20 protein-coding genes and 2 tRNA genes are annotated in these 22,951 nt (G+C 31.9%); 14 read left to right on the forward strand and 8 right to left on the reverse strand.

What is annotated here, in order from left to right:
* Positions 1–33: 33 nt before the first annotated feature.
* Genes ACJ6WR_RS06635 through ACJ6WR_RS06650 form a run of 4 tightly spaced genes read right to left on the reverse strand, consistent with a single transcriptional unit; the run spans position 34 to position 2,749 of the window.
* Positions 34–543, reverse strand: coding sequence for a DUF6702 family protein (locus ACJ6WR_RS06635; RefSeq protein ID WP_039114448.1), 510 nt, complete (start codon positions 541–543; stop codon positions 34–36).
* Positions 540–1,292, reverse strand: a complete 753-nt coding sequence (locus tag ACJ6WR_RS06640; protein WP_039114447.1) for a hypothetical protein — start codon at positions 1,290–1,292, stop codon at positions 540–542. The genes ACJ6WR_RS06635 and ACJ6WR_RS06640 overlap by 4 nt, the downstream gene beginning before the upstream one ends.
* Positions 1,282–2,010: a carboxypeptidase-like regulatory domain-containing protein gene (locus tag ACJ6WR_RS06645; protein WP_409417397.1), complete on the reverse strand. Its 729-nt coding sequence runs from the start codon at positions 2,008–2,010 to the stop codon at positions 1,282–1,284. The genes ACJ6WR_RS06640 and ACJ6WR_RS06645 overlap by 11 nt, the downstream gene beginning before the upstream one ends.
* A complete protein-coding gene (locus ACJ6WR_RS06650; RefSeq protein ID WP_409417398.1) occupies positions 1,997–2,749 on the reverse strand; it encodes a hypothetical protein in 753 nt (250 codons plus the stop codon). The genes ACJ6WR_RS06645 and ACJ6WR_RS06650 overlap by 14 nt, the downstream gene beginning before the upstream one ends.
* Before the next feature lie 155 nt (positions 2,750–2,904).
* On the opposite strand from ACJ6WR_RS06650, the gene pepE reads away from it, so the two are divergent.
* A complete protein-coding gene (gene pepE / locus ACJ6WR_RS06655; RefSeq protein ID WP_409417399.1) occupies positions 2,905–3,612 on the forward strand; it encodes a dipeptidase PepE in 708 nt (235 codons plus the stop codon).
* Between the two features lie 35 nt (positions 3,613–3,647).
* Here the strand turns inward: pepE and ACJ6WR_RS06660 are convergent.
* Both ACJ6WR_RS06660 and ACJ6WR_RS06665 read right to left on the reverse strand, forming a co-directional pair.
* Positions 3,648–3,720, reverse strand: a tRNA-Gly gene (locus ACJ6WR_RS06660).
* A gap of 108 nt (positions 3,721–3,828) precedes the next feature.
* Positions 3,829–3,901 (reverse strand) — tRNA-Gly (locus ACJ6WR_RS06665).
* Positions 3,902–4,036: 135 nt separating this feature from the next.
* On the opposite strand from ACJ6WR_RS06665, the gene ACJ6WR_RS06670 reads away from it, so the two are divergent.
* The gene (locus ACJ6WR_RS06670) at positions 4,037–4,474 is read left to right on the forward strand and encodes a GNAT family N-acetyltransferase (RefSeq protein ID WP_086893519.1); all 438 of its coding nucleotides are present in this window, start codon (positions 4,037–4,039) and stop codon (positions 4,472–4,474) included.
* Between the two features lies 1 nt (position 4,475).
* On the forward strand, positions 4,476–6,056 hold the full coding sequence (locus ACJ6WR_RS06675) for a murein L,D-transpeptidase (RefSeq protein WP_039116408.1): 1,581 nt from the start codon (positions 4,476–4,478) through the stop codon (positions 6,054–6,056).
* On the opposite strand, the gene ACJ6WR_RS06680 is transcribed toward ACJ6WR_RS06675, so the two are convergent.
* Positions 6,045–6,767: a murein L,D-transpeptidase catalytic domain family protein gene (locus ACJ6WR_RS06680; protein ID WP_039116409.1), complete on the reverse strand. Its 723-nt coding sequence runs from the start codon at positions 6,765–6,767 to the stop codon at positions 6,045–6,047. The two genes, ACJ6WR_RS06675 and ACJ6WR_RS06680, sit on opposite strands and share 12 nt — an antisense overlap.
* Before the next feature lie 556 nt (positions 6,768–7,323).
* Between ACJ6WR_RS06680 and gpmI the strand changes: the two genes are divergently transcribed.
* The 5 genes from gpmI (at position 7,324) to ACJ6WR_RS06705 (ending at position 14,117) form a co-directional block, all read left to right on the forward strand.
* Positions 7,324–8,841, forward strand: coding sequence for a 2,3-bisphosphoglycerate-independent phosphoglycerate mutase (gene gpmI / locus ACJ6WR_RS06685; protein ID WP_039118476.1), 1,518 nt, complete (start codon positions 7,324–7,326; stop codon positions 8,839–8,841).
* Between the two features lie 193 nt (positions 8,842–9,034).
* Positions 9,035–9,706, forward strand: coding sequence for a TetR/AcrR family transcriptional regulator (locus tag ACJ6WR_RS06690; protein WP_039116411.1), 672 nt, complete (start codon positions 9,035–9,037; stop codon positions 9,704–9,706).
* 12 nt (positions 9,707–9,718) lie between these two features.
* Entirely contained in the window at positions 9,719–11,389 is a 1,671-nt protein-coding gene (locus ACJ6WR_RS06695; protein ID WP_409417400.1) for a peptidase domain-containing ABC transporter, read from the forward strand.
* Positions 11,383–12,729, forward strand: a complete 1,347-nt coding sequence (locus ACJ6WR_RS06700) for an HlyD family secretion protein (protein ID WP_409417401.1) — start codon at positions 11,383–11,385, stop codon at positions 12,727–12,729. The genes ACJ6WR_RS06695 and ACJ6WR_RS06700 overlap by 7 nt, the downstream gene beginning before the upstream one ends.
* Complete coding sequence (locus ACJ6WR_RS06705) at positions 12,729–14,117, forward strand: TolC family protein (protein WP_409417402.1); 1,389 nt, start codon at positions 12,729–12,731, stop codon at positions 14,115–14,117. The genes ACJ6WR_RS06700 and ACJ6WR_RS06705 overlap by 1 nt, the downstream gene beginning before the upstream one ends.
* A 254-nt stretch (positions 14,118–14,371) precedes the next feature.
* On the opposite strand, the gene ACJ6WR_RS06710 is transcribed toward ACJ6WR_RS06705, so the two are convergent.
* Positions 14,372–15,616 (reverse strand): DUF445 domain-containing protein, encoded by a 1,245-nt coding sequence (locus tag ACJ6WR_RS06710; RefSeq protein ID WP_409417403.1) that lies wholly within the window; start codon positions 15,614–15,616, stop codon positions 14,372–14,374.
* Between the two features lie 198 nt (positions 15,617–15,814).
* On the opposite strand from ACJ6WR_RS06710, the gene map reads away from it, so the two are divergent.
* From map to apaG, 6 genes are all read left to right on the forward strand, one after another.
* A complete protein-coding gene (map, locus tag ACJ6WR_RS06715; protein WP_039118482.1) occupies positions 15,815–16,633 on the forward strand; it encodes a type I methionyl aminopeptidase in 819 nt (272 codons plus the stop codon).
* 68 nt (positions 16,634–16,701) lie between these two features.
* Positions 16,702–17,103 carry a GxxExxY protein gene (locus ACJ6WR_RS06720; protein WP_409417404.1) on the forward strand — a complete coding sequence of 134 codons (402 nt, stop codon included), beginning with the start codon at positions 16,702–16,704 and terminating at the stop codon, positions 17,101–17,103.
* A gap of 43 nt (positions 17,104–17,146) precedes the next feature.
* On the forward strand, positions 17,147–17,920 hold the full coding sequence (locus tag ACJ6WR_RS06725) for a class I SAM-dependent methyltransferase (protein ID WP_035618021.1): 774 nt from the start codon (positions 17,147–17,149) through the stop codon (positions 17,918–17,920).
* Between the two features lie 300 nt (positions 17,921–18,220).
* A complete protein-coding gene (locus tag ACJ6WR_RS06730; RefSeq protein ID WP_409417405.1) occupies positions 18,221–21,136 on the forward strand; it encodes a DEAD/DEAH box helicase in 2,916 nt (971 codons plus the stop codon).
* 63 nt (positions 21,137–21,199) lie between these two features.
* Positions 21,200–22,453, forward strand: coding sequence for a DUF5103 domain-containing protein (locus ACJ6WR_RS06735; RefSeq protein ID WP_409417406.1), 1,254 nt, complete (start codon positions 21,200–21,202; stop codon positions 22,451–22,453).
* Between the two features lie 79 nt (positions 22,454–22,532).
* Positions 22,533–22,919 (forward strand): Co2+/Mg2+ efflux protein ApaG, encoded by a 387-nt coding sequence (gene apaG, locus ACJ6WR_RS06740; RefSeq protein WP_035618015.1) that lies wholly within the window; start codon positions 22,533–22,535, stop codon positions 22,917–22,919.
* Positions 22,920–22,951 lie beyond the last annotated feature (32 nt).

Consider the following 22,951-nt stretch of genomic DNA (forward strand, 5'->3'; position numbering starts at 1 on the left):
GAAAATAACAATTAAAAAAATATTCATCTCCATTTATTCATACTTTAACAATTCTTTCCTTGAAGATTCTGTAAAAAGCACACTCTTTTTGCTCCCTAATACCGAAACATGTGTAATATTTTGTTGCTCGGTATTCCAGTCTACCAAAATTGTATTCGAAATTTCTAAGCTTTTAATTTTATCAACATCTTTTATTCTGGAATAACAAACCAAAACATCATTTGATTCAACTTCTTTCGATAAAAACGTGATTGGTCGTGACTGACCATTTACTTTAATAGTAAAATTTTCAGCAAGATATTTTTTCAAAAGGGCAACATCAGCTTCAGTTTCTTTCTCTGTGCCGATGTTGGACTTGATTTTATATTTTTTTTCCACTCCATTATTCAGATCATCGATAAAAATTCGAGATGTAATTTGAAGCATTTTTTTTTCGGGAGCATAATTTATTTGATATACCCCAACATAAAATTTATGAAAAGCAAATGATGATAATGATAGAAACAATAACCCTATTAAAGAGTAAGCTACAATTTTTCTCATTTTTTAATATCATTCACTTTTTTGAATTCTTTACTTTTATTAATTAAAAAATCCATTAACTGAAATCTATCTTCTGGTTTTAGATATTGTTTTGAAACAGGATCATTAGAAGAATACATCAGGAACAAATCAATCTCATCATCTTGTAATTCTAAAGTTTTAGCAAAGAATGACGGACTGAAATTTGCTCTTACATATTGCGTAAAAGCTACATCGTCTACAGGAACTTCTTTTTCGCCTGATTTATTCAAGAGCTTTTTAACATCTTTAAATATCCTCACGAAATCTGTACCGTATTTTATGGTTTGATCTGAATAAGAAACACTGTTTTCTGGGGTTGACTGTTTATCATCCTCAAATTGCATATCAACATATTTCTGGGTATTCTTATCCAGTGATTTTACTTTTAATCCTTTTGGAATAACCACTTCTTTTAACTGATTGTTTTTAAGCCCTAATCGCACTACTAAAAGGCGTTCAGCAAACTCCTTTTCTGTCAGCACCATTTTTCTTGTTTGAAAAGCCAAACTCGAAAACAACAAAGTATCTTTTGGTTTCGCCAATATATCAAACAATCCGTTTGAAGAAATAAAGGTTCTTGTTTTTGTATTAACATTCAAAACATAACCACTTTCCAGGGCAACCGAGTCATTTACTACTCTTCCATGTAAAGACATTCTTGTTCCAGTTTGTGCGATACACAACTGACAAAATAAACTCAAGATCAATATTCCAATTTTATTTCTCATTTTCGATAATTGTTAAATATTTTTGCGCCAAACCTGTTATTAAAAACATACTCATTGTTTTGTTTTTGGCATTCAACGAAGTTACAAACTCTGGATCATCTATGCAATACAACTGGAACCCTTTTATATGCTCTAGCGGAATCTTTAATCTATCAGTATAATAATTCTCTTCGAAAAGATATTCAATTTTTGAATACAACATCTCTTTTTTCTCTACTGCTACTTCTTTTTTCAGCATAGCGGTCCGACCAGATATCTTATTTAAGAGCGCATCTGTCATAGTAGACTTGGCTGTATATAATTTTCGTTCTGCTGGTGTGTATTTCTTTTGTCCATAAGGTATGATTCCTAAATTTTCGGCATTTATGTTTGAAAATTCATTTATAACAACCTCTTTTAGCTCTATGTTTTTGGGAACCATTTTTACCAGTAACAAGTCTAATTTCAAATCATTAGCTGTAATTCTTTTTCGGAGTGGTTCTAGATTTACTGCCGAAAAAACCAACACATCTCCTTCTTTGATAACGATAGAAAACTGTCCTTTATTATCCGAAATAGTAGTTTCCTGAGTGGTATTATTGACTATTGTTATAGCTTCGACCGAACTTGAGTCGGCGGTAATTCTTCCGGAAATTTCTTTTGTAACAACAGTTTGCCCAAAACCAATTTGAAAGAATAAAGATACAATAAATAAAAGTAAGGTATTAATTATTTTCACGTGCTATTATTTCTTTGTACTTCTCTGCTAGTTCTCCTAGCAAGAATTCGGTAGTCGTTTTGTTTTTAGAGCTTAAAATCTTTGTAAAACTTTCATTTTCTACTGCAAAATATTCAAATCCCTTTACATAATCCAACGGAATACTAAGCTTTCGTACGAAGTGATCTGTATCAAACATATTCTCCAAAAGCTTCATGAAGATTTCTTTTTTCTCTACAGCAAGTTCTTTTTTAAGCATTTTTGACCTGCCTGAAAACATATTTATTATAGGATCCAGACCAACTGAACCTCCTAATCCTACTGAAGCATCCAGATCAGTTCCTCCTTTTAATCTACGCTCTGCAGTTGTGTAAGAACGTTGCCCCGCAGGAATTATCCCTAAGGCAACTGCATTAATATTATCGTATCTTTTTATAATAACTTCTCGCAACTGATTCACTAGTGTTTCCAATTTTACCACAAATTTTGCCGATGCTAAATCTTCGTCTGTCAAAACAATTCGACGTTCTTTAAGCTGTACCGACGAAAAAATAAGCGTATCGCCTGTTTGGACTGGTATCGAAAAAGAACCTTCCTTATCTGTAACTACAGAAGCTTCTGTTCTTAAATTAACCACATAAATCCCCTCCAAATCCATTGTATTAGCATCTATTTTTCCTTTTAAAACAGGAGAAACAGCAACTTGAGCCAAAAGATTATTAGCCAGGAAAATAAAAAACACACATACTACCTTGTTCATCAAAACATTATAAGGATAAGCTGTAAAAGTATCTTAATGTCATCTAAATTTAATATTAACAACTTGGTAAAAATATGTTAATTAAACCTTTATTTTACGGCTTTAAAACGCACTATTTAATATCTTTAACTTAACAAAAAAACATTACAAAATCCATGAAAAATATCATTATTGCCAGCACCTCTACCCTTCACGGTGGCAGCTATTTAGATTATTTATTACCCGAATTGCAAGTGCACTTTAAGAACTGCAAAACACTTCTTTTTATCCCTTTTGCAAGACCTGGAGGAATTTCGCATGAACAATACACTAATACTGTTTCTCAAGCTTTTGAAAAAATAAACATTAAAGTAAAAGGAATTCACGAATTTGAAGATGCTAGAACAGCCATTAACAATGCCGAAGGAATTTTTACTGGTGGCGGAAATACTTTTTTGTTGGTAACACAACTATACAAAAACAACATTATGACGGTTCTTGCTGAAGCTGTTAAAAACGGAACTCCTTATTTAGGAACTAGCGCAGGAAGCAACATTTGCGGACTATCAATGCAAACTACTAATGATATGCCAATTATCTACCCGCCAAGTTTCCAGACTTTAGGATTAATTCCGTTTAACTTAAACCCTCATTATTTAGATCCAGATTCTCAGTCTAAACATATGGGCGAAACTCGCGAAACAAGAATAAAAGAATTCCATGCTTTTAATACACTTCCTGTCTTAGGATTGCGTGAAGGAAGCTGGTTAGACGTAAAAGGAGATCAAATTATTTTGAAAGGGGATTTATCTGCTCGTCTTTTTAGACAAAATCAAGAGCCTGAAGAATTAGAACCTCAAACAGATTTGAGTTATGTGCAATAAAAAAGCCGAAACTATTAAGTTTCGGCTTTTTAAAGAGCGAAAGACGAGGCTCGAACTCGCGACAACCAGCTTGGAAGGCTGGAGCTCTACCAACTGAGCTACTTTCGCATTAACAGGGTGCAAATATAAAAAAATTAAATCATTCTAAAAAATAAAAATCAAAAATTTTTTTCTTTTTAAAAGAAACCGAAACATTTGCAATTTCGGTTTCTTTAGAGCGAAAGACGAGGCTCGAACTCGCGACAACCAGCTTGGAAGGCTGGAGCTCTACCAACTGAGCTACTTTCGCATTACTGTGGTGCAAATATAGATAATAACTCCAGTTAAAAACAAGTTTTTTTTACAAAAATTTCAAAAAATCTTAAACAAATTCTTTAATATATTTAAAACTAAAAAGTTATAACTTTACTATTCTTTAAAAATTATGTCAAACATACAAGAAATATCTGCCCAAGAAACTTATTTAGTACGCAATCCTGTTCTACGAAAAGGAAAACCTATAGAAAGCTGCCACTTTGATGGTGATGATTTACCTACAACGCATCACTTTGGTTTATTTGAAGATAAAAATTTAGTAGGAATTATTTCGCTATTTCGAAATTCTAATATTACCTTTGCGGAAAATTTCCAATCGCAGATTCGAGGAATGGCCGTTTTGGACGATTTTAGAAAAAAAGGATTGGGGGAAGCTTTGGTTATTTACTGTGAAGAATATTGTATTAACAATAATTGTAAACTAATATGGTTTAACGCCAGAACCGAAGCTGTTGGATTTTATGAAAAAATGGGCTACCAAAAGACTGGTGCAATTTTTGAAATAAAAGATGTTGGGAAACACCTGTTAATGTATAAAAAACTTTAAAATGAATAAACTTTACTTTTTAATATTACTATCAATCTTTATAAGTTGCAAAAAAGAAGAAAAAGCAATTCCTGTAAAAAAAGCGGAACCTCTTCCTGCAATTGTTCAAACTGATGAACGAAAAATTCAGTTGGACACATCGGTGATAGGCTCTTTTAAAAGTGAAGATCTTAAAAAATTTTACATCGCATCTCATAATGAAACCGTTTGGGGAAATCTTGAAAAAAGAACCTTTATTATTGATGAATTAAAAAAATCTGAATCTCTTGGTTTAGAACCAAACGATTATAGCATAAAAAGAATAGAAAATTTTGAAAGTAAAATAAGTAAGTTAAACGATACCGACCTGGCTCTATATGACGTTTTGCTTACTTATAATTTTCAGAAATACTTAACGCATTTACATAAAGGAAAACTGAATCCTAAAAAACTATATAATGATTGGGATTTAAATGACAAACCTTTTAATGTAAACACCATTCTTATAAAAGCTTTTAATGATAATGATTTAACGCTTGCTATCGAAAAAAGTCAGCCAAAAACATATACCTATAAAAGGTTACTAAAAGCACTAGAATTACTAAATGAATTTCCAGACGACAACATTAAAACCATCGAAGTTGAAGATAAAGTAACGTTGCACGACACTAATAACGCAATGATTACAATTAAAAAACGCCTTTTATACTGGAAAGATTTAACAGGAAGGGACAGTTTAACATCTACTTACGACAATAAGACATTTGAAGCTATTAAAAAATTCCAAACTCGTCATGGCTTAGCTGCCGATGGTGTTATTGGTAAAGGAACTGTTAATGCTTTGAATTTTTCTAAAATCAGACGAAAACATCAAATTATCAGCAACATTGAGCGCTGGAGATGGTTTGCAGATACGCTTGCCGAAAATTATTTTATAATAAACATTCCTGATTACAGCCTACACGTTGTTGAAAACAAAGACACTACTGTTGTTCGAAAAATTGTTGTGGGTACTAATAGCCGAAAAACACCTATTCTAACCTCAACTCTTAAAACTGTTGTCTTTAACCCAACATGGACTGTTCCGCCTACTATATTAAAAGAAGATATTGTTCCTGCAATGAAACGTAATCGAAATTATTTAAAAAATAAAAACATTACGATTTACAGTAAAGACAACTCTGTTGTAGAACCTAGTGACTGGAATGAAAATTCCCCTGGTAGTTATCGCTATGTACAAAGTCCCGGAAGTAGCAACTCATTAGGATTAATGAAAATCTTGTTTCCAAATAACCATAGCGTCTATTTACATGATACCAATCACCGTAACTTATTCGGAAGAAACAATCGTTCTTTAAGTTCTGGTTGTGTTCGTGTCGAAAATCCTTTGGAATTAGCACAACATATATTGGACTCTAATAACTGGTCGAAAGAAAAAATAGATTCTCTTATAGTTACTAAAAAAACTACCAATGTAAGAATTGCCAAAAAATACGCTATGTATCAATGGTATTGGACCGCATGGAGCGAAGACAATTCTTTACAATTTAGAAATGACATCTACAATTTAGACACCGATTTATATGCTAAGTTAAGAAATTAGCTTTTCTTCCATCGTAAAAGTTCTTGATGGATGATAGATATATAAACACGATTTATCTTTTATTGCTTCGATAATTGCATTAGTTAATTCTACAGGAATAGCAGGACAACCTTGGCTACGACCTAACCTTTTATTGTTTCTAATAAATGATTCCGAAACATAATCGGCTCCATGAATTACTACTGCTCTTTCGCGCGCATTATCATTAACTCCTCTTTCTAAACCATCTAAACGTAACGAGATTCCGTGTTTTCCTCTATACACCTCACCTGTTGCATAAAAACCAAGACTACTTTTATAGGAAGAATTTGTATTTGAAAAATCTGATGCAAATTCCTCACCTGTATTTCTTCCGTGAGCAACCAGAGATTGGAACAATACGGTATTGGTAGAAAGATCAATAACCCAAAGACGTTTCAGATTAGAAGACAAACTAAAATCGACTAAAGTCAAAAGATCTTTTTGAATAAGTCCTTTTTCCTTTAATAAATAAAAACCTTTTAAAGCCTCTGTAAAACTCTTAAGTTCAGGTAAATCAAAATTATTTGCATTAAGTGTACTATAAACCGCTTTGATTCTTAAATCTAAGCTTGCAGTTACTGTACTAGCGATATTTTTCTTTTCAACTTTTTTAACTTCTGTAGTTGTTTTTGTATCCGTGGTAAATGACAAAAACAACATTAACAATATGGGACAAATCTTATAAATCATTGAATGCGTTTAGGTTATAATTTGTTTCGTGGTTCGCAAATATATAAAAAATATGTAGCTCCCAAAATTTTACAGTAGAAACGAAGTACTTTTTAATCATTTTTTAACGAATACAACCTAATATTTATTGTATTCTCTTAATGAAATTATAACAAAACTTATTGAAACACAGTAAACTATAAGCCAAAACCTACATATTAGAAAACCAAATTAATCAATTATACCACATTTAGCTACACTAATTAATTACATCATTTTAAAGTAAATAGACTTTTTTAAGCACTTCCTGATTATCTCAAATACTTTATTCTTTAATAACATAAACAACTTACTTATTCAGGAATATATTAAACCATATTTTATCGGTAAGCATTCACCATTTCATTGACTATAATGGCATCAAAAACAAAACCTAATCTGCATTTATTTTAAAAAATTACACCTTCTATAATTAAATTATTATTTTTTTATACCGTTCCCTTTATAAAGCATAATTGTATCTAAGTCTTTCTTAAACATTTTACAAATGGCTTATCTTTGTGCAAAATAAATTCTGATGAACAAAAAAGTAATCCTTATGATTTTAGATGGTTGGGGAAAATCTCCTGACCCTAAAGTATCTGCAATAGACAATGCAAATGTTCCATTTATAAATAGCCTTTACAAAAACTACCCAAGCGCACAACTTCGTACCGATGGTTTAAATGTAGGTTTACCAGAAGGGCAAATGGGAAATAGTGAAGTTGGACACATGAACCTTGGTGCGGGAAGAATCGTTTACCAGGATTTAGCAAAAATAAACCTTGCTGTAGCTCACAATACTTTAGCCAAAGAGCAAGTACTTGTAGATGCGTTTACTTATGCAAAAGAAAACAATAAAAAAGTACATTTTTTAGGTCTTGTTTCTGATGGTGGTGTTCACTCACACACTTCTCACCTACGAGGATTAATTGATGCTACTCAAGAATACGGTTTGGACAAAGTATTTGTTCATGCCTTTACCGATGGTCGTGATGTTGATCCTAAATCTGGAGCAACTTACATACAAGATTTAGAAAACCATATTGCAAATACTCCAGTAAAAATAGCATCTGTTATAGGTCGTTATTATGCAATGGATCGTGACAAACGTTGGGAACGTGTAAAACTAGCTTACGATTTAATAGTAAACGGATTGGGCACACACTCAAAAGATGCCGTAGCTTCTATTAAAGAAAGCTACAAAAATAACATTACTGATGAATTTATCGCTCCAATCATTATGGTTGACGCAAATGATAAACCATTAGCAACTATCGAAGAAGAAGATGTTGTTATTTTCTTCAATTTTAGAACCGATAGAGGTCGTGAACTTACTGAAGCTCTTTCGCAAGAAGATTTTCACGAGCAAAACATGCATAAACTAAAATTGTATTATGTAACGCTTACTAATTACGACGAAACATACCTAAACGTAAAAGTTGTTTACAACAAAGACAACATTACCGAAACATTAGGTGAAGTTTTAGAGAAAGCTAATAAAAAACAAATTCGTATTGCCGAAACGGAAAAATACCCACACGTAACTTTTTTCTTTTCTGGCGGAAGAGAAGTTCCTTTTGAGGGTGAAAGCAGAATCTTAAGAAATTCTCCAAAAGTAGCAACTTACGATTTACAACCAGAAATGAGTGCATTTGAATTAAAAGATGCATTAGTGCCTGAATTAAATAAAGGTGAAGTAGATTTTGTATGTTTAAATTTTGCCAATGGAGACATGGTAGGACATACAGGAATTATGAGCGCTGCAATATTAGCTTGTGAAGCTGTTGATGCTTGTGTAAAAGAAGTTATCGAAGCTGCTCTTGCAAATGATTATACTACAATTGTAATTGCCGATCACGGAAATTGCGAAACTATGATTAATCCTGACGGAAGTCCTAATACAGCACACACAACTAATCCTGTGCCGATTATTTTGGTTGACAAAGAATTAAAAACAATACACGATGGTGTTCTCGGTGACATTGCTCCTACTATTCTTGAGTTAATGGGGATTCCACAACCTGCCGCAATGACTTGTCATTCATTGTTGTAAAAACATTCGTTTTAGCTTACAGTAACAGTATTCAGTTGCAATCATCACTGAAAACTGGTACTACGACTGAAACTGAAAACTATTTTTAAAAAAAGCTGTTCTTGATTTAAGAACAGCTTTTTTTTGCACAAATAAAAGTTAAATACTCAAATCTGAAAGTAATACTATTATATTTGCATTTAAAATAACTTTTATGGAGACTATACTATCAAATTTAAAAATCCAAGTCAATGAAAAGATCTATGTAAAGGATCCGGAAACATCTGCCTTAGGAAAAAAAATTATTGAACAAAGTATTCTTCTCATCGATGCAATTGGGTTTGATAATTTTACATTTAAAAAATTAGGCGTAGAAATAGGATCTAACGAAAGTTCGATTTATCGTTATTTTGAAAACAAACACAAATTATTAGTCTATTTATCTTCTTGGTACTGGAGCTGGATGGAATATAAACTGGTTTTCTCTACTACTAACATCATAGATAAAAAAGAAAAACTTAATAAAGCCATTACCATTGTTACCGAAAAAGTTACCGATGATGCCTCTACAGAACATATTAATGAAGCGATTTTAAATAAAATTATAATTGCAGAATTCACTAAAACATTCCATACTAAAGAGGTTGATCAGGAAAACAAAGAAGGCTTTTTTTTAATATACAAAAGAGTTATTAATCGGATTGTTTCTATTGTAAAAGAAGTAAATCCGGACTACCCTTTTGCAAAATCTCTAGTATCGACTATTGTAGAAGGAAGTTTACACCAACATTTCCTGACAGATCATTTAAAAACAATCACAGATTGCAATGAAACCGTTACAACTACTCAATTTTATTTAAATCTTGCAGAAAACGTTTTGCGCTAAAAACAACCAATTATGACTCCAATAAAACGATTTTACAATTTACTTGAGCTAGATAAAAAAGACATTTATCAAATCTTTTTCTATGCTATTTTTGCAGGATTAATAAGTTTATCGCTTCCGTTAGGAATCCAAGCCATTATTACTTTTATACAATCTGGCAGGGTAAGTGCATCCTGGATTGTTCTTATCATCTTAGTTGTTGCCGGAGTTGCGCTTGTTGGTATTTTATCTTTTATGCAATTGCGAATTACCGAAAACTTGCAACAAAAAATATTTGTTCGTGCTTCATTTGAATTTGCAGCTCGTTTACCTAAAATAAAACAATCCGAATTGTATGGTACGTATCCCCCAGAATTAACAAATCGTTTTTTTGATACCATGACCATCCAAAAAGGAACTTCAAAATTATTAACTGATTTTTCGGCAGCCTTACTCCAAATCACTTTTGGAATTATCCTACTGTCCTTATACCATCCCTATTTTATAGTATTTGGACTCTTATTATTTCTTCTTTTATACTTCATTTTTAAATTTTCGTACAAATCAGGTTTAGAAACTAGTTTAAAAGAATCGAAATTCAAGTATAAAGTTGCAAGCTGGTTACAAGAAATGGCGCGTAATAATTATAGTTTCAGGAATGAACTTAATTATGATTTTGCACTTCAAAAAAACAACTCAATAGTAAGTGGTTATCTTACGTATCGCGAAAAACATTTTAGCGTTATCAAAAGACAATTTACACAATTGATTCTTTTTAAAATCATTATAACTGCTAGTTTACTATCTATTGGAGGATATTTAGTATTAAGTCAGGAAATGAACATTGGACAGTTTGTTGCTGCAGAAATTATAATCTTATTAGTTATTAACTCTGTTGAGAAAATCATCCTGGGACTCGAAAGTTTTTATGACGTTTTAACTTCTGTTGAAAAAATAGGACAAGTAACGGATTTAGAATTAGAAGAAAATTCAGATTCACAAAATGACCGTTGCTATAATAACATCACTTTAGAAACAGAAGGTTTAAGTGTAAAGTTTCCAGATTCCCAGAAGAATGCGTTGGATTCTATTACCCTTAAAATAAATCAGGGAGAAAAAATAGTAATTGATGGTCAAAATGGCTCCGGAAAAACTACTCTTATCAGGTTACTATCGGGCGTACTTAAACAAAGTTCTGGTGCTTTTTATATCAATGATGACACCTTTAAGAAAATAAACCTAAAACAATATCGCTCACAAATAGGCAGTATTATTCATAATGAAACCCCGTTTGAAGGAACCATTTTAGAAAACATTACTTTTAATGACCCATCGATAAGCTCTGAGGATTTAAAGTGGGCCGTAGATGGAGTTCAACTTAGCCCATTTATTAAATTATTACCAAAAGGTTTAGACACACATATTTACCCGGAAGGAAGACAATTATCTTCCTCTAATGCTCAAAAAATCTTATTAGCAAGAAGTATTATTCATAAACCAAAAATCCTTTTTTATGAGGATCCGACGGATACTATGGATGATGAAATTGCTAATGAAATTATTGATTTTATAACTTCCAACAAGAATAAATGGACCATTATTGTTTCCTCTAAAAATCCGTATTGGAAAACAAAATCTACGCGAAAAATAACCATGCAAAACGGCCTTATTATACTTGATCAAAAAAACAATACGCCATGCTAAACATTTCCGACAATAAAACAAAGTTACAGCCTCTTGACAAGTATAAAACTATAAAAGACCTAAGCAATAGGCCTCATTATAAAATCCTGAATAAAATAATAATAGGCACCGCAATCTTCGTAATAATATCGCTTTTCTTACCTTGGACTCAGAATATTTCTGGTTCAGGATCTGTAACGACCTTAAAGCCCAACCAAAGACCACAATCTATCCAGAGTATTATTTCGGGTCGAATTGAGAAATGGTATGTACAAGAAGGGGATTTTGTAAAAAAAGGAGATACAATCATGTTTATTTCTGAGATAAAAGAAGACTACATGGATCCAAATTTAGTAGAAAACACTAAAAACCAAGTTGATGCTAAAAAGCAATCTCTAGAATCCTATGGAGAAAAAGTAAATACACTTTCTAAGCAAATAGAATTTATAGAAAACGAGAAGAAATTAAAATTAGAGCAAGCAAGAAATAAAGTAAAACAATCGCTTTTAAAAATAAAAAGCGACAGCATAGATCTTGTTGCAGTTAAAACGCAGCTAAAAATTGCAAACACACAATATAATCGTGCCTTGCAACTAAACAAAGAAGGTTTAAAACCGATGACCGATGTTGAGGAAAAACGCTTAAAATTACAAGATGTTGATGCTAAAATTATAACTCAAGAAAATAAATATCTAACCAGCAAAAATGAATACATAAATGCTAAAGTAGAGATTAACAGAATCACTGCCGAATATTCTGAAAAAGCAGCTAAAGCAAAAAGTGATCAATATACAACCTTGAGTAATAAATTTGATACTGAAGCACAAGTTAATAAACTAGAAAATCAATATGTAAATTATAGTGTGCGTAATGGCATGTATTACATCAAAGCAGCTCAAAATGGTTACATTAACAGAGCATTACTAGCAGGTATTGGAGAAACTATAAAAGAGGGAACTCCGATAGTAACCATAATGCCATCTGAATATGATATTGCGGTCGAAACCTTTATAAATCCTATTGATTTGCCTTTGATAAAAAAAGGAGAAAAAGTACGTGTTTGGTTTGATGGTTGGCCTACGATAGTATTTTCGGGCTGGCCTGATATATCTTACGGAACATTTGGAGGACAAGTTGTAGCTATAGAGAATTTTATTAGCGACAATGGTAAATACAGAATCCTGATTGCCCCAGACCCATCCGAAGCTAAATGGCCTAAACAACTTAGTGTTGGTTCTGGTGCACAAACAATTGCATTGTTAGATACTGTACCAATTTGGTTTGAGATTTGGAGAACTCTTAACGGATTCCCTCCTAATTACTATAAGAGCGATACAAAAACTACAAAAGAAAAGAAATAATGAAACCAATACTTATTGCCTTTCTCTTTATTGGTTTTACCGTTTTTGGTCAAGAACCAATTGCTAAGGAATTCAGTTATAATGAATTTCTTGGATATGTAAAAAAATACCATCCTTTGGTTAAAAATGCTAATTTGGAAGTAAGCAAAGCCCAAGCCAATTTAATGATGGCTCGAGGTGGTTTTGATCCAAAAATTGAAGTCGATTTTAGTCAAAAACAATTTAAAGACAAAGAATACTACTCCATTTTAAACAGCAGTTTTAAAATTCCGACTTGGTACGGAATTGAGTTAAAAGCAGGGTTCGATAATAACGAAGGTGTTTATCTTAATCCCGAAAACACAACTCCTAATAAAGGATTAACTTCTTTTGGAATTAGTGTACCTATTGGGCAAGGGCTATTCATTAATCAAAGAATGGCGGATGTTCGAAAAGCAAAAATTCAGATAAAACTAAGCGAATCCGAAAGAAAACTTCAAGCCATAGCAGTATTATACGATGCTTCGATTGCTTATTTTAACTGGAAGAAGAATTTTGACGAAATGAAGCTTTACGAAACGTACAATAATAATGCGCAAATACGCCTAACAGGAATCAAAGCCTTAATAAGTCAAGGAGACAAACCTGCAATTGATAGTATTGAAGCTGGAATTAGTTTAAAAAACAGAGAATTAAGCCTTGAGGATTCTAAACTAAAACTGGCTAAATCAAAACTAGAACTATCTAATTTTCTTTGGTTAGAAAATAATATTCCGTTGGAGATGTCGGATAGTCTTATTCCTGAAACTGAGCTAGAAAACTCATTGCAAGAAACTTTAAAAACCAACGATTTATTACAAAACGATTTTAGCTTAGAAACTCACCCGAAAATAAATGCGTTACAAAACAAAATAGAGATTTTGAATGTAGAAAAAAAGCTAAAAGAAAATATGCTGTTACCCAAAATAAATGTGGGTTACTCCTATTTATCAGAACCAGGTTACATTGATAATTATCGTTTTGAAGATTACAAAATAGGATTGGAATTTTATTTTCCTTTATTTTTAAGAAAGGAACGAGGGAGCTTAAAACTAGCGAAATATAAACTTCAGGAGAATGAATTTGCTTTGGCTTTAGAAAAAATACAATTAACCAATAAAATAAGCGCGCAAAAAACAGAAATCACCTCTCTCTTAAAACAAAAGAAACTGGCGAAAGATTTGGTCGAAAACAATGTTACAATGCTCAACTCCGAAGAACGTTTATTTTCGTTTGGAGAAAGCTCTTTATTCTTAATTAATACTCGAGAGAATAATTTAGTAAGTGCTAAACTTGCTGCTATTGCCTTAGAAAACAGATTTTATATTTCTAATTCGGAACTTTTTAAAATTATGGCAAACCCTGATTAAAAACCTACCGTCTGGACATAAGTATAAAAAGTAAACACGAATTTCACAAATTGACACGAATTAGTTTGTGAAATTAATTTCACAAACTAATTTAGCCATTAAAATTTGTGCAAATTAGTGAAATTCGTGTTCGAAATTTATTTACCATATTTGTATCTATACGATAGAATTAAAAAAGGAAGTTAAAAATATTTCAGACAAGAGATACGTTTTAGAATTTGTCTCTTTTTCGTTTTTTGAAAACAACCGTTTTTCTAGGTGATAATATGCTCAATAAAATAAATAAAAAGACCTACAAACCCACCTACTACAGTTCCGTTAATTCGGATAAACTGGAGATCTTTCCCGATTTCTAATTCTAACTTATTAGAGATTTCTTCCTTATCCCAACTCTTTACCGATGAAGCAATTAAATCTCCAATCATTTGCTTATTCTTCAAAAGGATTCCTAGCAAATCTATTTTTATAAAATTATTGATTTTACTCAACATAACTTCATCCTCTTTTATACTGACTCCAAAATTCTGAATCATGCTGATGATTTTATTTTTTATCTTAGAATCATCTTTCTTTTCTAAATCGGCAGAAATCGCAACTTTTATCTGACTCCAAATATCATTGATATACTCTTTCACTTCACTTTTATGAGCAAACTCTATCACTAAATCATTTACTTTTTGCTGAAGCTCTGGCGAACTATTTAATTCCGTAATAAAATCAAGGACATAGGCATTTATTTTTCTTCTGATACTGCTGTTAGAATGTTTTGCCTCATCGATAAATTCATAAAGTCCGTTAAAAATACCGTCTGCAATTTTTTTATCGGCCACACCAAGCGTGTACCAAGGCGTTGATTTATTTACTTTTTCGCGAATCACATCTCTGTTATTCTGCAATTCTTCTGTAAGGATCTTTAAAACATTAGTAATTAACTGCTCTTGTTTTTCGCTTTTAGTTAAAGACTCCAACCCTACCGCAATCCATTCTCCAAAATTTATTTCTCTTAATTTGGTTTCAAATTTGGCCTGAATAAACTTCTGAACATCTTCATCTACAATTGTTTTTAAAATCCCTGGTATAATATCTTCAATAATTAATAAAGCTATTGTATTTGCATTGCTTTTTTCAGATAGCCAGCTTGCAGCCTTTTCGGCAAAATTAAATTGCTCGATTTTTACTTCTAATTTCTCTTTGATTAAAAACTCATCAGAAACAAAAGTGCCGAGATTTTGCCCAATAGCATCTTTATTATTAGGAATTAAAGCTGTATGCGGAATTGGCAATCCCAGAGGATGCCTGAATAAAGCCACTATAGCAAACCAATCTGCAATTCCCCCCACCATAGCCGCCTCGCTAAAAGCTTTTAGCCAACCTATTTTAAAATAAATTGCTATTAAAAAAAGAACTACAGCTACACCCAATACTCCCAAAGCAAATCTCTTCATCTTAATCAAACCAGCCGCTTTGCTTATGCCTTCTTGGTTATTACTACTTTTCATAATGTAACGAGTTAATTAATAAGCTAATTTATTCAATTGTTTCTACAACTGTTTTCATTTTAACAAGATAATTTTACAAACTTTCTATATATTTATCATAGCTATTTGACCTAATTATTATTGTTATAATTAAATACAAAAGCTATTTAAAAAAAATAATATTAAAATTGTACTTTTGCCAACTGAAAATCCGAAATTATGATTATTGTAAAATCACGTGAAGAAATAGAATTAATGCGCGAAAGTGCCTTAATCGTATCTAAAACATTAGGAATGATTGCTTCTGAAATAAAAGAAGGAGTCACCACATTATATCTTGACAAACTAGCCGAAGAATTTATTCGTGATCACGGTGCAGTACCAAGCTTCTTAGGTTTGTACGACTTCCCGAACTCACTTTGTATGAGTCCAAACTCGCAAGTTGTTCACGGTATCCCGAATAATACACCTCTAAAAAGTGGTGATGTTATCTCGGTAGATTGTGGTGCATACAAAAATGGGTATCACGGAGATCATGCTTATAGCTTTGAAATTGGAGAAGTTGCTCCAGAAGTTAAAAAACTATTACAAGTTACCAAAGAATCTTTATATGTTGGAATCCGCGAATTTAAAGCTGGAAACCGCGTAGAAGATGTTGGAAACGCAATACAAAAATATACCGAAGCACATGGATATGGTGTTGTTCGCGAACTAGTAGGTCATGGACTTGGACAAAAAATGCACGAAGATCCTGAAATGCCTAACTATGGCAAAAAAGGTAGAGGAAAACTTTTTGTTGAAGGAATGGTTGTTGCCATTGAGCCAATGATTAACCTTGGAACTCGTAACATAAAACAACATAAAGACGGCTGGACAATTACAACTGCCGACGGTAAAGCTAGTGCTCACTTTGAACACGATGTAGCTTTAATCGATGGTAAACCAGAAATCTTATCAACTTTCCAGTACATCTATAAAGCACTAGGAATCGAAAGTAATGAAGAGGATGAATTTAGAAAAGTGCCATTAGTACTGTAGTTATTCCACGGAGATTCACAGAGATATACACCAAGACTCACTAAATTTTTTATTATAAGCCTATTGAAATGTATGAAGAAAACACTGAATCTCGTGAAAAATTAGATGCACTTACATATAAAATAATTGGACTTGCAATTGAAGTTCACAAACAACTTGGACCTGGTTTATTAGAATCGGCTTATCAAGAATGTTTGTATTACGAAATTGTGAACTCTGGTTTAATTGTTGAAAAACAGAAAGCTCTACCCATTATCTATAAAGATATAAAGTTAGATCATGGATATAGAATCGATTTGCTGATAGAAAATAAAATTGTTATTGAATTAAAAACTGTCGAAGCTTTTACAGATGTACATTTTGCACAAATACTTACTTATCTAAAACTTGGAAATTATCCTTTAGGATTGCTCATTAACTTTGATTCAAAAATTTTAAAAAACAATATCAAAAGATTTATAAACACTTAGTGAAGCTCTGTGCTAGCTTTGTGAAACTCTGCGAAACCAACCCATGAAGAAACTTTTTAAACTAGTACTTAACACCATTCCACGTCCATTATTAATTCGTTTGAGTTATGTGGCGCGTCCTATTTTAGCCTTTACATTAAAAGGAGATAAATTTACTGATCCTATCGATGGTAAAAGTTTCAAAATGTTTTTGCCTTATGGTTATGGAACTCAACGTAACAATGTATTATCACCAAGCACACTTTCTTTAGAAAGACACCGCTTGTTATGGTTATACCTTAATGATCAGACTGATTTTTTTACAGCACCAAAAAAAGTATTACACTTTGCTCCGGAACAAGCTTTTTACAAACTATTCCGCAAGCAAAAAAACCTTGACTATACAACTACTGATTTATTCTCTCCTTTAGCAGATGTAAAAGCAGACATCTGTAATTTGCCTTTTAAGGATAACGAATATGATGTTATTTTATGCAATCACGTTTTAGAACATATTCCTGATGACACAAAAGCTATGCAGGAATTATTTCGCGTTTTAAAACCTGGCGGAATGGCTATTTTGCAAATCCCACAAGATTTATCAAGAGAAGTTACTTTTGCCGATGATACTATTACCGACCAAAAAGAACGTGCTAAAATATTTGGACAATATGACCACGTACGTATTTACGGTCGTGATTATTTTGATAAATTAAGAAGCATTGGCTTTATAGTAATCGAAGAAGATTACACCAACAAAATAGCTCCGGAACTGGTAGAGAAATATTGTTTGGCCAAAGGAGAAATTATCCCACTTTGTTTTAAACAGGAAAACTAAACGCTTTTTCGAACCATATAAGTGATATGAGTTCATTTAAAAGCTGTTGAGCAATAATACAATCAGACTGAATCATAAAATATGATAATCATTCGAAACCTAACAGGTTTTAAAAACCTGTTAGGTTTATCAATGGAATAATATTTTTTTATTTAAATTTTTGATTCGAATTAATAACTAAAACAAAAAATCCGTTTTTATCTGCGTTTTGCTTTAGCAATCCGTTTTATCAGCGTTACTTTTTAGTTTTTTTTTGAATTAGACAACTCCCCAAATCACAACCAAACCAAACCCTTAATCTTGGAACCTTCGAAATCATTTCAATTTTGTTTTGACATCAGTTTTGAAAAAAATCTGAATACCTATATCCCAACTGCTTATATCGTAGAAGATGCTATTGATGATGACATTAAATATTTAAACAAAAAAGCAACCGCAGACGTTCTTGAAGGTTTTGGAATTGTTTTCGAAAATTTAGATCCCAATGCAAAAAAAATACTGACGGCTTGTGAATCTTTAAAGCCTGAATTTATTTTCAAGAAATTTAGCGCAAAAATCAAATCGGCAAAAACAATTACTGATCTGCAAAAAGATTCCAAAATTGATTTTGCAATTCGCCAGCATCTACAACTACATTTAAGTTCCTTTTACACACTAATTGTAAAAGAACAATTTCCGTTATCTATTAACATGGGAATTGAAAAGGATTTTTATCGTACACGAGTTAGTACTAATCCTCTCGATTTTGAACCTCAAATTCAATTTGACAAACACGCAGAAGGAATTACATATACACTATCGTTAAAAGAAAACGAAACTACATTTCTACCCATGAATAGTAGTATCGATATACTGCTGGATGCGCCAGGTTGGTTAATTATCAATAAAAAACTAGGACAGTTAAAAGAGTTGAATTCTAAAAAACTTACGCCTTTTTTAAAGAAAAAATCAATCGAAATACCTTCAAGATTAGTTGATGATTATTTTAAAAATTTCATTCCCGAAATAGCTAAAAAAACTGACATTGAAGCAACTGGTTTTGAAATTGAACTTCGTGATAAAATTATCTCCTGTACGATTCAATCTGTTTATGATTTCTTTAAAAACTGTTATTATCTCAACCTTCATTTCGATTATAACGGATATTCATTTGACGCTAGTAAAACTAAAAAAACACATACGTTTGTTGATTTTAGTGTTGCCAATGAACCAAAAATAATTCAGTTTAAACGAAGCTCTGATGAAGATTTATATACAAACAAATTGCTGGAAATTGGTTTTATAAAAATTAAAAACGATTTGTTTGGCTGGAATTCAGATACAGAAACTCCAGATCCTTATACCAATATTCAATTGGTTATTAATCGTAAAGAAGAGTTAGAAAATTTAGGTTTTACAATCCAAAATTTGCAACTGGAAAGCAAAGCAATCATTACAGAAAATCATACCGTTTTATTTTCAAAAGGAGAAACTAAAGAAGATTGGTTTGACATTAAGATAATCATTTCGATTGGAGACTATACAATCAATTTCAGCGAAATTATTCCAAACATAAAAAGCAAAGAAAGACTCTTTTTATTGCCTGACGGAAACTATTTTTTGATTCCTTTAGAATGGCTCAGTAAATATAGTTCACTGGCAAAACTGGCAAAAACAGAAAATGGGAATCTGCTTTTACGCAAAAGTAATTTTGCCGCATTAGATGCTATTCCAGAAATCAAAGACGATGTAAATCCAATTCTAAAAGCTGAATATGTATCTTCTGATTTACTAAAAGCGACTTTAAGACCGTATCAAATTGATGGTGTAAAATGGCTTTTGAGTCATTTTAACTCCAATTTAGGTGCTTGTCTGGCTGATGATATGGGACTTGGTAAGACTTTACAAACCTTGGCCGTATTGGTTGCCGTACAAGAACAGTTAGGATTTACAACCAAAACCACGAATTTTGATTTATTTCAAAATGAAACCATTATTGAAAGGGAACCTTTAAAAACATTGATTGTTTTGCCTTCTTCATTGGTTTTTAACTGGTACAACGAAGCGGGGAAATTTACACCACATTTTTCGAAAATGCAGTATGTTGGTAACGACAGAAAATTATTAGCGAGTAGATTAGAATCATCAGATTTAATTTTTACCAGTTACAGCATCATTCATCGCGATATTTCAATTTTAGAAAAATACAATTTCCGTTATTTAATTTTGGACGAAAGTCAATACATTAAAAATAAAAATTCTAAAATTTTCAAAGCTATTACTAAAATAAACACGGAACATAAAATAGCTTTAAGTGGTACGCCTATCGAAAACTCTTTGGACGATTTATGGTCGCAAATGCAATTTATAAATCCGGATATTTTGGGCAGTTATAATTTCTTTGCCGAAAATTTTAAAATTCCAATTGAGAAAAAGCAAGATGAAGATAGTTTAGCAGAACTAAAAAATCTTATTCAGCCTTATATATTAAGAAGAACCAAAGAGCAGGTTTTAAAGGATTTACCAGAATTAACAGAGCAGATTTATTATTGCGATATGGATCCTGAACAGGAAAAATTATATGAAAAAGAGAAATCAAAAGCTCGTAATTTTTTACTAAAAACTGATGGATCCGGCCCAGACAAAATTAGCATTATCAATACTTTGATGAAGTTAAGACAACTGAGCAATCACCCAAAAATGGTAGATCAGGAATCAGAGATTGATTCCGGAAAATATATTGCGGTCACTAATTACCTGGAAACTTTAGTAAAAGAGAAACAAAAAACCATCATTTTTAGTTCATTTGTTACTAATTTGAGTTTCTACACGACTTGGTGTAAAGAAAACAAAATAGCTTTTTGTGAGATTACAGGTGATACTCCTGCCAAGAAAAGAGAGCAACAAGTAAATTTATTTCAGGAAAACGAAAATCCATTGTTATTTTTTATTTCGCTTAAAGCAGGTGGCGTTGGTTTAAATATCACCAAAGCATCTTATGTTTTATTTTTAGATCCATGGTGGAATCCTTTTGCAGAAAAACAAGGAGTTGGACGAGCGCACCGAATTGGGCAATTAAACAAAGTAAACGTTGTAAGGTTTATTTCGAAAAATACGGTTGAAGAAAAAATAATTAAACTGCAAGAAAACAAAAAACTATTATCTGATTCGCTTTTAGAAGAAAGCTTTGTTAACGATGAAATCGAAGTTAATTTGGAGTATATATTAGGTTCCTAATAAATTGGTACATTTTTCGTTATATAAAATTGTTATATTTACAATCTTGCAACATAATATATTATGCCAAATTCATTCTTCCGAAAATTAATTTTTATTCTTGTTTTTACTTCAGCTACAGCCCAAGTACAATCAGAAATCACTCCACCATATAATATCAAAACAGTTTCGTTTGAACAAGGTGGACAAAATGTTGTTCCGATATTTGAATTAGGAAATAGTTTTCAACTCCAGTTTGATGATTTATTTGGTAATGAAGCTGATTATTATTACGAAATTACACATTGCGATTACAATTGGATTCCGTCTGATATTCCAAAAACTGATTATTTACAAGGATTTGACGGTCAGAGAATCACCAATTATACCAATTCATTTAACACCTTACAGATATATTCACACTATAAAGTATCTTTCCCAAATCAATATACCCAATTATTGATTACAGGTAATTATATTATTAAGATTCTAAATGAAGATAAAGAAGTTATCTTTTCCAGAAAGTTCATTGTATATGAAAACTTAGTTACTGTTCCCGCTCAGGTAAGAAGAAGCCGAACAGTAAGCGATATCGAATACAAGCATAATTTGGATTTTGCTATAAAATCTAACTCTTTTCTTTTTCAGACTCCATTACAAAGTGTAAAAGTGTTTTTAATACAAAATGGGAACTTTAATACTGGAATTAAAAACGTTCCACCACAATACACAATTGGAAATGATTTAATATATAAATACAATAATGAAACCCAATTCTGGGCTGGAAATGAATTTTTATATTTTGAAAATAAAGACATTCGTAACGCTGGTAACAACGTAGGAAGAGTAGATTCTAGCAAAGACATTTATAATTCTTATTTATACACCAATAGCGCCAGAGGAAACTTTCCTTACACAAACTATCAGGATATAAATGGAAACTTTGTTGTAAAAAACATGAATGCAACAAACAATGAAGTCGAAGCTGACTATGCCTGGGTTTACTTCTCACTTTCGGCACCGGCCTTCAGACTCAATAAAGACATATACATTAACGGAATGTTCAACAATTACGGTTTAACTCCCGAGAATAAAATGGATTATAATACTGAGAAAGGCGTATACGAAAAAGCCATAATGATAAAGCAAGGATTTACTAATTACCAATATCAGATAGCCGATAAAAAAGGAGCAATTGATTATGAGAATGCAATCGATGGTAATTTTTTCCAAACCGAAAATGAATACACTATATTGGTTTATTATCGAGAGAATAGAGACCGTTATGATCGTGTAATTGGTAAAGGATATGCAAACTCCCTGAACATCATCAATTAAAAACATTTTAGAAATGGTTTTTTTGAATCATTTTTTTTTGTAAATTTGCTTCTATTACGCACATATATACCACTTTAGTATGGTTTCTCAAATAACAAGAGGCATAAAAATATCCGTTTTAACTAGTTTTGAAGGTACCTACTTCAAGAACTACAAGATTCACTTTGCCTTTAGCTATGTGGTTACTATAGAGAATCATAGCAAAGATTCTGTACAACTTACTTCTCGTCATTGGGAAATTTTTGATTCATTAAACGATATCGAAATAGTAGATGGCGAAGGCGTAATTGGAAAAAAACCAGTTTTAAAACCTGGCGAATTTCATACCTATAGTTCTGGCTGTTTATTGTCATCTCCTTACGGTGCAATGAAAGGATATTTTAACATGGTTAATTTTACTACTACAAAAATTTTCAAAGTTATTGTTCCTACATTTAGAATGTGTGCCCCATTTGCATTAAACTAATCTCTTTTCTATAGAAATTTTTTATAGTTATC

The organism is Flavobacterium sp. PS2 (genome assembly GCF_046250155.1).
Taxonomy (GTDB): Bacteria; Bacteroidota; Bacteroidia; order Flavobacteriales; family Flavobacteriaceae; genus Flavobacterium.